Source organism: Rhodococcus sp. JCM 9793 (assembly GCF_055380405.1).
The window spans coordinates 1,236,706-1,248,886 of record NZ_AP043721.1 but is presented as its reverse complement, the minus strand read 5'-3'; the positions used below and the strand labels follow the sequence as shown (position 1 = coordinate 1,248,886).

Annotated in this window: 15 protein-coding genes; 11 read left to right on the top strand and 4 right to left on the bottom strand. The window is 63.9% G+C overall.

Going from position 1 to position 12,181, the window contains the following annotated elements:
- Positions 1–70: 70 nt before the first annotated feature.
- The 7 genes from ACZ46K_RS08045 to ACZ46K_RS08015 all read left to right on the top strand — a co-directional run bounded on the left by ACZ46K_RS08045 (position 71) and on the right by ACZ46K_RS08015 (position 5,714).
- Positions 71–379 carry a DUF1330 domain-containing protein gene (locus tag ACZ46K_RS08045; RefSeq protein ID WP_054807640.1) on the top strand — a complete coding sequence of 103 codons (309 nt, stop codon included), beginning with the start codon at positions 71–73 and terminating at the stop codon, positions 377–379.
- A 180-nt stretch (positions 380–559) separates the two neighbouring features.
- Positions 560–1,840: an aromatic ring-hydroxylating oxygenase subunit alpha gene (locus ACZ46K_RS08040; RefSeq protein ID WP_378488470.1), complete on the top strand. Its 1,281-nt coding sequence runs from the start codon at positions 560–562 to the stop codon at positions 1,838–1,840.
- Entirely contained in the window at positions 1,824–2,147 is a 324-nt protein-coding gene (locus tag ACZ46K_RS08035) for a hypothetical protein (RefSeq protein ID WP_054807988.1), read from the top strand. Before ACZ46K_RS08040 ends, ACZ46K_RS08035 begins: the two co-directional genes overlap by 17 nt.
- 4 nt (positions 2,148–2,151) lie before the next feature.
- On the top strand, positions 2,152–3,363 hold the full coding sequence (locus tag ACZ46K_RS08030) for a metal-dependent hydrolase family protein (protein ID WP_464747558.1): 1,212 nt from the start codon (positions 2,152–2,154) through the stop codon (positions 3,361–3,363).
- The gene (locus tag ACZ46K_RS08025) at positions 3,350–3,766 is read left to right on the top strand and encodes a nuclear transport factor 2 family protein (RefSeq protein WP_054806624.1); all 417 of its coding nucleotides are present in this window, start codon (positions 3,350–3,352) and stop codon (positions 3,764–3,766) included. Before ACZ46K_RS08030 ends, ACZ46K_RS08025 begins: the two co-directional genes overlap by 14 nt.
- Entirely contained in the window at positions 3,763–4,908 is a 1,146-nt protein-coding gene (locus ACZ46K_RS08020; protein WP_054806623.1) for an acyl-CoA dehydrogenase family protein, read from the top strand. Before ACZ46K_RS08025 ends, ACZ46K_RS08020 begins: the two co-directional genes overlap by 4 nt.
- A complete protein-coding gene (locus ACZ46K_RS08015; RefSeq protein WP_054806622.1) occupies positions 4,908–5,714 on the top strand; it encodes an acyl-CoA dehydrogenase family protein in 807 nt (268 codons plus the stop codon). The genes ACZ46K_RS08020 and ACZ46K_RS08015 overlap by 1 nt, the downstream gene beginning before the upstream one ends.
- Before the next feature lie 65 nt (positions 5,715–5,779).
- Here the strand turns inward: ACZ46K_RS08015 and ACZ46K_RS08010 are convergent, their stop codons facing one another.
- Complete coding sequence (locus tag ACZ46K_RS08010) at positions 5,780–6,244, bottom strand: nuclear transport factor 2 family protein (RefSeq protein ID WP_054806621.1); 465 nt, start codon at positions 6,242–6,244, stop codon at positions 5,780–5,782.
- A gap of 167 nt (positions 6,245–6,411) precedes the next feature.
- Between ACZ46K_RS08010 and ACZ46K_RS08005 the strand changes: the two genes are divergently transcribed.
- From ACZ46K_RS08005 to ACZ46K_RS07995, 3 genes are read left to right on the top strand one after another with little or no spacing between them, the layout of a single operon-like run.
- On the top strand, positions 6,412–7,179 hold the full coding sequence (locus ACZ46K_RS08005; RefSeq protein ID WP_054806620.1) for an SDR family NAD(P)-dependent oxidoreductase: 768 nt from the start codon (positions 6,412–6,414) through the stop codon (positions 7,177–7,179).
- Positions 7,180–7,217: 38 nt separating this feature from the next.
- Positions 7,218–7,979 carry an SDR family oxidoreductase gene (locus ACZ46K_RS08000; RefSeq protein ID WP_054806619.1) on the top strand — a complete coding sequence of 254 codons (762 nt, stop codon included), beginning with the start codon at positions 7,218–7,220 and terminating at the stop codon, positions 7,977–7,979.
- A 35-nt stretch (positions 7,980–8,014) separates the two neighbouring features.
- On the top strand, positions 8,015–8,335 hold the full coding sequence (locus ACZ46K_RS07995) for a DUF4286 family protein (protein ID WP_054806618.1): 321 nt from the start codon (positions 8,015–8,017) through the stop codon (positions 8,333–8,335).
- Positions 8,336–8,392: 57 nt separating this feature from the next.
- On the opposite strand, the gene ACZ46K_RS07990 is transcribed toward ACZ46K_RS07995, so the two are convergent.
- From ACZ46K_RS07990 to ACZ46K_RS07980, 3 genes are read right to left on the bottom strand one after another with little or no spacing between them, the layout of a single operon-like run.
- Complete coding sequence (locus ACZ46K_RS07990) at positions 8,393–9,178, bottom strand: enoyl-CoA hydratase (RefSeq protein ID WP_464747555.1); 786 nt, start codon at positions 9,176–9,178, stop codon at positions 8,393–8,395.
- A 10-nt stretch (positions 9,179–9,188) separates the two neighbouring features.
- On the bottom strand, positions 9,189–10,364 hold the full coding sequence (locus ACZ46K_RS07985; protein WP_464747553.1) for an acyl-CoA dehydrogenase family protein: 1,176 nt from the start codon (positions 10,362–10,364) through the stop codon (positions 9,189–9,191).
- A complete protein-coding gene (locus ACZ46K_RS07980) occupies positions 10,348–11,346 on the bottom strand; it encodes an acyl-CoA dehydrogenase family protein (RefSeq protein WP_054806617.1) in 999 nt (332 codons plus the stop codon). Before ACZ46K_RS07980 ends, ACZ46K_RS07985 begins: the two co-directional genes overlap by 17 nt.
- A gap of 180 nt (positions 11,347–11,526) precedes the next feature.
- Here ACZ46K_RS07980 and ACZ46K_RS07975 point away from each other — a divergent pair, with 180 nt between their 5' ends.
- Positions 11,527–12,177: a TetR family transcriptional regulator gene (locus ACZ46K_RS07975; protein ID WP_054806625.1), complete on the top strand. Its 651-nt coding sequence runs from the start codon at positions 11,527–11,529 to the stop codon at positions 12,175–12,177.
- Positions 12,178–12,181 lie beyond the last annotated feature (4 nt).

The window sequence follows — 12,181 nt, the reverse complement described above, 5'->3', positions numbered from 1 at the left end:
CGGGCTTGCGCGCTACGTTTCCCGCTCATAGTGTGCGGCAACCACCTTCACCTCACACCGAGGAGCGCAGATGCCCAAGGGATATGTCATCCTGACCGAAGCCATCCGGGATCAAGACGGCATGGCCGCATACAGCAAGCTCTCCGGCCCCTCGATCGTGCAGGCGGGCGCAAGGGTCCTTGCCGTCGCCGAACCCCAGGTTCTCGAAGGCGAGTGGCACGGCCACCGGACTGTCGTTCTGGAATTCGAGTCCGTCGAGGCGGCACAGACCTGGTACGCATCCGAGGACTATCAGAAGGCGCTGCCGCTGCGTCAGGCCGCTGCCGACTGCACTGCCGTGATCCTGGAGGGCTTCGGGCGGCCCGCGTCTGCCGGGTAGGCAACACACTCTTCGGGCAGCTTCTCGGCGTCGACCTGGGACTTCGGTCCGGGTCGGCGCCTTTTTCATGCCTTGTCCAACTCGACGATTGACGCCGGTCCGGTTCTATGGAAACCTAAGTTTCATCAGTGAGAGCGTCATTCTCACTAGAGAGAGTGCTCTCAGACGAAAGGTAGAGCCTTGCCACACTTCACCAAACCGGCAGCAGGAAGCTGGACCGAGAACTACCCGGAACTCGGCACCGCACCGGTCGACTACACCGACTCCATCGACCCCGCCTTCTTCGAAGCCGAACGCGAAGCAATCTTCAAGCGCACCTGGCTCTACGTCGGCCGCGTCGAACAGCTCCCCCGCGTCGGCGCCTACTTCACCAAAGAACTCCCCTCCGCCGGACCCGGCACCTCCCTGGTCATCGTCAAAGGCAACGACAGCAAGATCCGCGCCTTCCACAACGTCTGCCGCCACCGCGGCAACAAACTCGTCTGGAACGACTTCCCCGGCGAGGAAACCGCAGGCAGCTGCAAGCAGTTCACCTGCAAATACCACGCCTGGCGCTACAGCCTCGAAGGCGAACTCACCTTCGTCCAGCAGGAAGGCGAATTCTTCGACCTCGACAAGGGCGACTACGGCCTCAAGGACGTACGCTGCGAAACGTGGGAAGGGTTCATCTACATCAACCTCGACCCCGACGCCATCCCCCTCGTCGACTACCTCGGCACCTTCGCCAAGGGCCTCGAAGGCTACCCCTTCGGTGAAATGACCGAGGTCTACAGCTACCGCGCCGAAATCGGCGCCAACTGGAAGCTGTTCATCGACGCATTCGCCGAGTTCTACCACGCACCGATCCTGCACATGAAGCAGGCAGTCAAGGACGAAGCAGACAAGCTCGCCGGCTACGGCTACGAAGCCCTGCACTACGACCTGCAGCCCCCGCACTCGATGATCTCCTCCTGGGGCGGCATGGCACCGCCCAAGGACCTCAACATGGTCAAGCCCATCGAACGCGTCCTGCGCTCCGGACTGTTCGGCCCCTGGGACCAGCCCGACATCGACGGCCTCGCCGACGACCAGCTGCCCACCGCACTGAACCCCACCGGCTTCCACAGCTGGGGCCAGGACTCCTTCGAGTTCTTCCCCAACATGACCCTGCTCGTCTGGAAGCCGGGCTGGTACCTGACCTACGCCTACTGGCCCACCGCCGTCGACAAGCACATCTTCGAGGCCAGCCTCTACTTCGTGCCCCCGAAGAACGCCCGCGAGCGCCTCGCACAGGAACTCGCCGCGGTGACCTTCAAGGAATACGCCCTCCAGGACGCCAACACCCTCGAAGCCACCCAAACGATGATCGGCACCCGCACGGTGACCGAATTCCCCCTCTGCGACCAGGAGCTTCTCCTGCGTCACCTCCACAAGACCGTCGGAGACTACGTCAAGGAGTACCGCGATGCCTCTGCCAACTGAATTCGCCGACCTCGAGCCCTACATCGGCTGGGACCTGGCCACCGAACCCGAACGCTACGCCAAGCGACTCGCCTCGACGATGCCGGAAATGCAGGAGTTCTACAACGCCGCATTCCCCCGCCTCGAAGACGCCATCGCCTTCTGCGACAAGTTCGACCTCGACGACCTGCCCGACGATGCACGCACCGTCATGCACCTGATGCAGTCACTGGTCATGGTCTCCTTCCCCGTCGAAGTCTGGAAGCAGCCCCGCGTCCCCGACAGCGGCGCCGCCTGGGCCGAAATCACCAAAGAACCGGTGGTGTAACCGCATGCTGACGCTCAAGGCAGCCGGCCTCCTCGATGTCGAGACCGGCGAGATCATCCGACCGGGAATCATCCACATCGACGGCGACCGGATTGCGGGTGTCGGCGGCGAACCACGCGGCGAGGTCATCGATCTCGGTGATCAGATCCTCATGCCGGGTCTGATGGACATGGAGGTCAACCTGCTCATGGGTGGGCGCGGCGAGAAGCCCGTCTACTCCACGGTGCAGGACGATCCTCCGCTGCGCATGCTGCGTGCGGTGGGCAATTCCCGCCGCACGCTGCGTGCCGGCTTCACGACCGTCCGAAATCTGGGACTGTTCGTGAAGACCGGCGGTTATCTCCTCGACGTCGCACTCGGTAAGGCGATCGACGCCGGATGGGTGGACGGACCGCGCATCGTTCCTGCCGGTCACGCGATCACCCCGACCGGCGGTCACCTGGATCCGACGATGTTCGCGGCCTTCGCACCCGGTGTTCTCGATCTGACCATCGAAGAAGGCATCGCCAACGGTGTCGACGAGGTTCGCAAGGCCGTCCGATACCAGATCAAGCACGGCGCCCAGCTCATCAAGGTGTGTGTCTCCGGCGGCGTGATGTCGATGACCGGATCTGCAGGCGCCCAGCACTATTCCGATGAGGAGTTGCGCGCGATAGTCGACGAGGCACACCGGCGCGGCTTGAAGGTCGCGTCGCACACGCACGGCGCCGAGGCGGTGCGCCACGCAGTTGCAGCGGGTATCGACTGCATCGAGCACGGATTCCTCATCGACGACGACGCGATCGATCAGATGGTGGAGAACGGCACGTGGCTGGTCCCCACTACACGTCTTGCCGACGCAATGGACACCTCCCACGCCCCGCCCGAACTCCAGGCGAAGGCTGCCGAGATGTTCCCGAAGGCACGCACTTCCGTGCTGGCGGCGTACAAGGCCGGCGTCAAGATCGCAGTCGGAACCGATGCTCCGGCGATTCCGCACGGCAAGAATGCCGACGAGATCGTCGCGCTGGTCGACCGGGGACTCCCGCCGCTGGCGGTCATCCAGGCCGCGACGATCAACGCGGCCGAGCTGATCGGTGTCGACGACCGTGGCCGCCTCGTCGAGGGTCTGCTCGCCGACATCATCGCTGTCCCGGGTGATCCCACAGAGGACATCACCGTCACCCAGGACGTTCGGTTCGTGATGAAAGGCGGAAAGGTCTATGTCAACAAGTGACGATCTCGTAGAGATCAATCAACTCCTCGCGCGGTACGCCGTGAACATGACCAAGGGGGACGTCGACGGCGTCGTCGCCGTCTTCACGCCCGACGGCACCTACAGCGCCTTCGGTGATGCGTTCACCCTCGATCAGTTTCCGGAGTTGGTCGCAGCGGCACCGCAAGGACTCTTCATGACCGGCACCGCACTGATCGCACTCGACGGCGACTCTGCGACCGGGACCCAACCACTGTGCTTCGTCGAGCATTCGGCACACGACATGCGGATCGGGTACTACACCGACGCCTATGTCCGCACCGACGACGGGTGGCGTCTGAAGACCCGCAAGATGACGTTCATCCGTCGCAGCGGTGTGCACGACTCGGGAATCCCGCACGCATTCGAGGCACCGACGGCATGAACCTCACCGGGGCGAGCGACGCGACGGGGAGTGTCCAGGCGAGCGAAGCAACGGGGAGTGTCCAGGAGTTCAGGACAGCAGTTCGTGCCTGGCTGGACGAGAACGATCTCACCCCCGGACCCGACCTCACGTTCGACGAACACGTCGAGCAGCTGGGTCGGGTCCGGCGCGCTCTCTACGACGCCGGATGGATGCGTTACGGATGGCCGGCCGAGGTCGGAGGCCTCGGCGGGCCCGCGATGCTGCGGGCGGTACTCGGCGAGGAGGTCGCAACACGCGACCTCGCCGAGCCGGGTATCTACTCGATGATCGAGGTCCTCGCGCCCACCATGATCAAGTATGCGAGGCCGGAACTGGCCGCCGAGATGGTGCCGCGACTGCTCGACGGCAGCGAACAGTGGTGCCAGGGCTTCTCCGAGCCCGGCTCGGGTAGCGACCTGGCATCGCTGTCCACCCGCGCCGAACAGCGCGGCGACCAGTGGGTGATCAACGGGCAGAAGGTGTGGACCTCGCTGGCGCAGTTCGCAACCCGATGTGTGCTCCTCACCCGCACGGGTCCCGGACACGACGGCATCACCGCGTTCTTCCTCGACATGGACACCCCGGGCATCACTGTCCGGCCACTGACGACGATGCACGACCGCGAAGAATTCTGCGAGGTCTACTTCGACGATGTCGTGGTGCCCGCCGATCGGATGCTGGGGAATCCCGGAGACGGCTGGAAGCTCGCGATGGATCTGCTGCCGCACGAACGTTCGTCGTGCTTCTGGCACCGGATCGCGTACCTGTTCACGCGTCTCGACCAGATTGCAGCCGTCTCGGATCCAGCCGACGACCGGGAACTCGGCGACGCCTACCTCGCGCTGCACACGGTGAGGAGCCGCTCGTACAGCACGCAGAAGCGCCTCCAGGCAGGTCTGCCGCTGGGCCCGGAGACCTCGGTGGACAAGGTGCTGCTGGCGACCGCGGAGCAGCAACTGTTCGACACCGCCCGGGATCTGATCCCCGGCAGGATCGAATTGTTCGACACCGAGCTCCGGACCGAATTCCTGTATTCGCGGGCCGCGTCGATCTACGGCGGTACCGCAGAGATCCAGCGCAACATCATCGCCCGCCGTCTACTGCAACTGGGGAAAGAGTGATGACCACGAACGACACTGCACCGGCGGTCGATTCGGAACTCGCACTACTCGAGGACACGCTCCGCAAGACGATGGAGACCACCTCGGGCGTCGCACTCGACTCGGCACTCGGCGAGCTCGGCTGGCACGACATGCTCAGCGAGATGCCCGATGTGGCGATCCCCCTGGTTTTCCGGCTACTGGGTGAGACCGGCGCGCACGCACCCGTGATCAACGACGTGATCCTGGCCGAGGCCGGAGCCGAGCTGGGGGGCACTGTTCCGCTCCCGTACGCGGGCGGTTCGTGGATCGTGTGGCACCGCACGCAGCGGACCACCGAGGTGCTCGACAAGGAACTCACCGTCGAGGTGGTCGATTCCGGGAATCCGGTGCCGGTCGCTGCTGGTCGGCGCGCGCTCGGGTGGTGGCTGGTGGGCACGAGCCGCACCATGCTGGATCTCGCCCGGACCCACGCGCTCAGCCGCACCCAGTTCGGCAAGCCCATCTCCGGATTCCAGGCGGTACGCCACAAGCTCTCCGAGACCTTCGTGGCGATCGAGGGTGCCGAAGCGGCGCTCCTCGTGGCGAACGACGATTTCAGTTCACTGCTGGCCAAGGCCGCAGCAGGTAAGGCCGCGGTGACGGCCGCGCGGCATTGCCAGCAGGTGCTCGGCGGTATCGGGTTCACCGACGAACACGACCTGCATCGTCACATCCGCCGCGGACTGTTCCTCGACGGACTGCTGGGCAGTTCCAAGGAATTGACACGGGAAGCAGGGGCTGCCATTCGCGCGTCGGGATCTGCGCCGCGCATCGCCAACCTGTAGAGAATCACTTGAACGAGTAGAGGCCACCGTCATCGACGATGGCCTCTACTCGTATTTTTCGAGCGCTACGACGATGCTGCCGACTGTGCCGCCGCACCGTTCTTGGACGGATCAGGATGGTTCGAGAACCAGAGGTTCTCCTCCACGGCCTTGCGGCTCTTCCATCCGTCGGCAGTGCGTACGACCTCGTGGTGGTAGTTGCCACCGCAGTATGTCAGGCCGTCGACACCCGGAAGCTGCATGGGGTTGTAGAACATCGCGCGCACATTCGCGGTGTCGTCATCGACGAACGTGATCTCGATGTTGGTGACGAAATGCTGGGTCATGGGGCACTGGCCGAGAGCGCGGGTCAGCATGCCGAGCACCTGGTCGCGCGTACCTGCCGGGTAACCGACCGAGGAGTAGTCGAGGTGGGCGTCCTCGGTGAAGACCGTCGCCAGCTCTTCCCAGTTCTTCGTGTCGACCGTAGTCGCGTACTTGTACAGCAGGTCGGCGATGTCGAGCCGATCCTGGAGTCTCTGCAATGTCATTCCGGTCCTCATTCCTCGATGTCGGATCTGTCGCATTTTCTCACCCTGCCCGGACGCAGCTCCGGTCGCACCGGCTCGCGCCGACCATCACTCTCTCATACCGAAATCGCATTCTTTGACACAAGAATACCCTTTCCAAATTTCAGATTCTGCGCAACAATCGATATATGACGCGCTTGGATTCACTACACGACCTCACCGGTAGGACCGCCATCATCACGGGCGGCTCGCGAGGAATCGGTCGGGCCATCGCCCAGATACTCGCCGAAGCCGGCGCCGACGTCGTCATCGCTTCCCGGAAACTCGATGCCTGCGAGCTGGCTGCGAAGGAGATCGAGGCATCGACCGGACGGCGTGCGCTCGCCGTCGCATGCCACGTCGGCCAGTGGGACGACTGCGACGCGCTGGTCGACCGCACCCTCGAGCACTTCGGTCGCATCGACATCCTCGTCAACAATGCCGGAATGTCGCCGCTCTACGAGAATCTCGAGTCGATTACCGAAGACCTGTACGACAAGACGTTCAGCGTCAACCTCAAGGGGCCGTTCCGTCTGGCTGTCCGCGCGGGTGCACACATGGCTGCCCACGACGGCGGATCGATCATCAATGTCGGTACCGCAGGCTCGTTGACCGCGAGTGTGCGGGAACTCCCTTACGCGTGCGCCAAAGCCGGCCTCAATGCTTTCACCGTGGGTCTCGCAGACGCCTACGCACCGAAGGTCCGCGTCAACGCCATCCTGCCAGGCCCGTTCCGGACCGATCTGTCGAAGGCATGGGCACCCGAGGAGGGCGAGAAGGCTACGTTCGTGCCTCTCGAGCGCATGGGCCGCCCCGAAGAAGTGGCTCCGCTCGCCCTGCACCTCGCGAGCGATGCCTCGAGCTTCACCACCGGAGCGATCATCCGCGTCGACGGTGGAGTCACGAAAAAGGTTTGACCAGAGGTCAATTCACAAATACTTCGAGAAGGGATCCCATGCCGGATTCAACACAACTTGCAGACAGGGTGGCCATCGTCACCGGAGCTGGTGGCGGAATCGGCCGCACCTACTCGCGCGGTCTCGCCGAGGCGGGTGCCGCAGTGGTCGTGGCCGACATCGATCTCGACTCCGCAAGCAAGACCGCAGACGAGTTGAAGGCCGACGGATATCGCGCCCTCGCCGTCCGCGTCGATGTGCGGGACGAGAAGAGCACGTCGGAGATGGCCGCCGCAGCCGCCGCGGAGTTCGGCTCCGTGGACATCCTCGTCAACAACGCGGGCCTGATGGCGGAGGTCGTCGGCCAGGGCAGTCTCACCTCGATGCCTCTGGATCTGTGGAACAACACCCTCGCGGTCAACCTCACCGGGCCGCTTCTGTGCACCCGCGCCGTGGTTCCCTACATGAAGGAACGCGGGTACGGGAAGATCGTGAACCAGTCGTCGAGCGGCGCTTTCATGGCCGCACAGGCCTACGGGATCACCAAGCTCGGACTCGTCAGCATGACGGTGTCGCTGTCACGGGAACTGGCGCCGTTCGGCATCCGCGTCAATGCCATCGCACCGGGCATGGTGAACACCGAGGCCGGCGGCATCGCCTCACCCCCCGAGCTGAAGGAGATGGTCAAGCACGCGATCCCGTTTCCTTTCGGTGAACCCGAGGAGCTGATTCCGGGTCTGCTGTATCTGGTTTCGTCCGGCAGCGATTGGGTGACCGGCCACACCTTGAACATCGACGGCGGCTGGGTCGTCCGAGTCTGAGTTCACGTTTTCCCCGGAAACGACGAAGGAGCACGATGAAGCACTATCTGATGGTCGAAGCACATCCGACCCATCCCGATCGGGTCGACGAGTTCAACGAATGGTACGAAACCACACACATCCGTGAGGTTGTCGCGCTCGACGGCTTCCTCAAGGCCACGCGCCTGGCGCCCGCAGATGCGGCCGGTGGTTCGTTCATCACCCTCTACGAGATCGAGGGCGACCCGGAGAAGGCACTGCACAACGTGCACGCGGCCGCCGCGGCCAAACAGTTCGAGATGTCCGATTCCCTGAGCTACGGCCCAGTTCCGAGGATGCGCATCATGCAGGTGTACTCGGAGTACGTCAAGCCCTGACCCCGAAAACCGAACGGGCGCCTCCACGATTGGTAGAGGCGCCCGCGTTCGTATGCGCTACTTGATGTTCTGCTTCATCTCGTCGAGTTTCATGAGCACCGGCCATCCGCCGACGCTCAACGCATTGCCGTGGCCGGTCTGGTGCACATCGAACACCGACTGGATGGCCGCGTAGAAGCCCTGGACGTCGAGAGTCTGATTGACCGCGCGCTTGGCCTGCCGTAGACCGAACGGCGGCATCTTCGCGATCTGCTCGGCGAGTGCACGTGTCTCGGTGTCGAGCTGGTCGCGCGGCACCACCTTGTTGACCATGCCGGTCTGCTCGGCCTCCTCGGCCGTGACCGGCCGACCGGTGAACAGGATCTCCTTGGCCTTCCTCGGCCCGAGTTCCCAGGTGTGGCCGTGATATTCGACGCCACCGATACCCATCATCACGACCGGGTCGGAGAACTTGGCATCCTCGGACGCGATGATCAGGTCGCAGGGCCAGCACAGCAGTAGGCCACCGGCGATACAGCGCCCCTGCACCGCGGCAATCGACGGCTTGGGGATGTTGCGCCAGCGCATCGAGTACTCGAGGTAGCGGCGCGACTCGGTGGTGTAGATCATGTCCAGGGTGATCTTGTCGGGCACGGGGCCCCCGCCGCCGGTCATGTCATGCCCCGCAGAGAAGTGCTTGCCTTCCGCGCGCAACACGATCACCGACACATCCGGGTCGTCGCCCGCACGGACCCACGCCGCGTCGAGTTCGTCTAGCAGAGCCGCGTTCTGAGCGTTCGCGGCATCCGGCCGATTCAACGTGATCGTTGCGATCCGGTCTGCTACCTCGTAGAGAATGTACAAGTTGCGCTCCTCAGCCGCGTGGTAGCCCGAGCACTCGCTGGGCGACGATGTTCCGTTGGATCTCCGATGTACCGCCCGCGATGGTGCCGGCAAAACTGCGGGCATAGCGTTCGAACCAGCTCGCTGCGAAGTTGTCGAGGTTCCACGGCGTGTACGCAGAGGTCGACGCAGGATGCACGAGCCCTTCCGCGCCCTCGGCATCGAGTGCGTGCTCGACGGAGCGTTGAATCGCCTCGGATCCGAGCAGTTTCAGGACCGACAGGGAAGCGACATCCTGCTCACCGCGCGACTCACGCGCAAGAGCCGCGGACCCGAGCAGGCGCAGCGCCTGTAGGTCCATCACCAGCGTTGCGTACCGGTCGCGATCGATGACCGTGCGCGGCTCGAAATCTGCGACGAGATCTTCCAATCGATCCGCGAAGCTGAGCCACAGAAGAGTGCGCTCGTGCCCGAGCGAGCCGTTGGCAACGGTCCAGCCCTTGTTGAGCTCGCCGATGAGGTTCTCCGCCGGTACTCGGACATCCTCGAAGAACACTTCGTTGAAGTCACGATCATCCCTGTCGGCGATGGACGCGAACGGGCGACGGACCACACCCGGTGTGTCGGTGGGGATCAGCAGCACGCTGATGCCCTTGTGCTTGGGTGCATCCGGATCGGTACGGACGAAAGTGAGGAGCACATCGGCGTGGTGGGCACCGGATGTCCACACCTTCTGGCCGTTGACGACGAAGTGGTCGCCGTCCAGGACGGCGCGCGTGCGGAGGCCCGCGAGGTCGGAACCCGCGCCGGGCTCGCTCATTCCGAGGGCAGCGGTGATCTCGGCGCGAAGAATCCGCGCCGCCCACTGTTGCTTTTGCTCCTCCGTACCGAACGAGAGGATGGACGCCGCGATGATGCCGAGGCCCTGAGGATTGAAGCTGTGGTAGATCCGGCGCTTCGACAGTTCTTCGAGGTGGACGGCCTGCTGGATCAACGTTGCGTTGCGACCCCCGAATTCGGGCGGATTCCCCGGAAGCAACCAGCCGTTGTCGAACTGGACTCGCTGCCACCGGCGTGCCCAGTCGGGCATGTCGGCGCTCGAGGTGGACCGCTCGGTGGCGTCGGCCTCATCCGGCAGGTTCGCCTCGAGGAAGGCCACGAATTCGGCGCGGAACGCCTCGACGTCGTCGTCATACGAGAGTTGCACGGTACTCCTCGGTGATCAGTGCCCGATGTTCGGCGGCGCCACCGAGCAGATGTTCACAGGCGCGGGCACGTTTGAGCGCGAACTGCAGATCGTTCTCCCAGGTGAATCCCATACCACCGAACAACTGCATTCCGTGACGGAAGACGAGCGATTGGCATTCGCCCGCCGCGGCCTTCGCCATCGACGCAGCGAGGTTCCTGCGCGGATCATCCTCGGCGATGGTGAGCGCCGCGAAGTACGCGAGTGCGCGGGCACGTTCGATCGCGATGTGCATATCGGCAGCCTTGTGCTGGACGGCCTGGAACGACCCGATCGGGACACCGAACTGCTGCCGGTTCTTCACATGGTCGAGCGCGAGATCGAGAACACGTTGGCACGCACCGACAGCCGTCAGAGCAAGGCCTGTGAGCGCCATGTGGCGCCCCCGGACCGAATCGACATCAGAGCGCGGGTCGCCCTCCACCCGGACCTGCTCGAACCGCACATCCGCGATGTGCAGGGCGGGGTCGAACACCGGACTGCGAGTCGCGGTGACCTTGTCGGCAGTCACGACGAAGACACCTGCGTCGGTGACCACGGCCAGTAGGTCGGCGCGGTCGCCGTCGAGGACCTGCGAGGCAGTGCCGTGGAGTACCCAGCCGTCGGCGTCGCGGTGCGCGTGAACACCGCCGTACACCGCAGCGCCGGTCTGGTCGGGCTCGGCCACACCGGGCGCGAGCTGCGCGAACTGCGTCATCGTCGCGAGGTAGGGCGTGGGATCTGTGGCCCGTCCCAGTTCCTCCAGGACGATCCCGAGTTCGACAGCAGCTTCGGGATCCGTGAGCTCGGTCCAGCCGAGTCCCACGAAGACTTTCCACAGCGGCCCTGGATCTGCGCCGTTGTCGACGATATTGCGGATCAGCGTGGACGGACATTCCTTCGCCGTGACGTCACGGACGGTGTCCTGCCACAGTCGCTGATCGGAGTCGAACTCGAAAAGCATTCCGACATACCTCTCTGACAGAGCTGCGGTTGCACAGCAGAATGAGAATATCATTCTCAATACGAGAAAGTAATAGTCTCATTCGGCGCATCTGACCCTTGGGTAACCTTGCGAGAACGTGCATGATCTCCGGTACAGTGCTCACATGTTTGCCTCACGCAACAATGGGCAGTGCTCGCGGTGACCGGCCCGAGCGAAGAACCCGCATGGAAGCAGCGCGCAGTCGAGCGGTCCATCCGGACGGCGAAGCTGCGCGCCGAGCAGCGCGTGCAGCGCTTCCTCGACGCTGCCCAGGCCATCATCACCGAGAAGGGCAGTACCGACTTCACGGTACAAGAGGTCGTCGATCGCTCGAAGCAGTCGTTGCGTAGCTTCTACCTGCAGTTCGACGGCAAGCACGAGCTGCTGCTCGCACTGTTCGAGGATGCACTCGGCCGATCCGCCGATCAGATCCGCGCAGCGGCTGCCGGCGAGGACGATCCCATGGATCAGCTCCGCGTGGCAGTCGAGCTGCTGTTCGAATCATCGCGTCCCGACCCCGTTGCGCAGCGCCCCCTGTTCACCGATTTTGCGCCTCAGCTGCTGCTCACACACCCTACCGAGGTCAAAGTGGCGCACGCGTCGATGCTGGCGCTGTTCACCGAACTCATGGAGAAGGTCGCCGCGTCGGGTCAGTTGCGCAGCGATTTCAATGCGCGACGCGCCGCCGCGATGACTATGCAGACCGTGATGTTCATCGCGCAGTCCAGCGGCGACCCCGATGCCACCGCGCGCCCGATCACCGCCGACGAAGTATGGACATTCTGCTCGCATGGGTTCGCTTCCAAATAGGAAG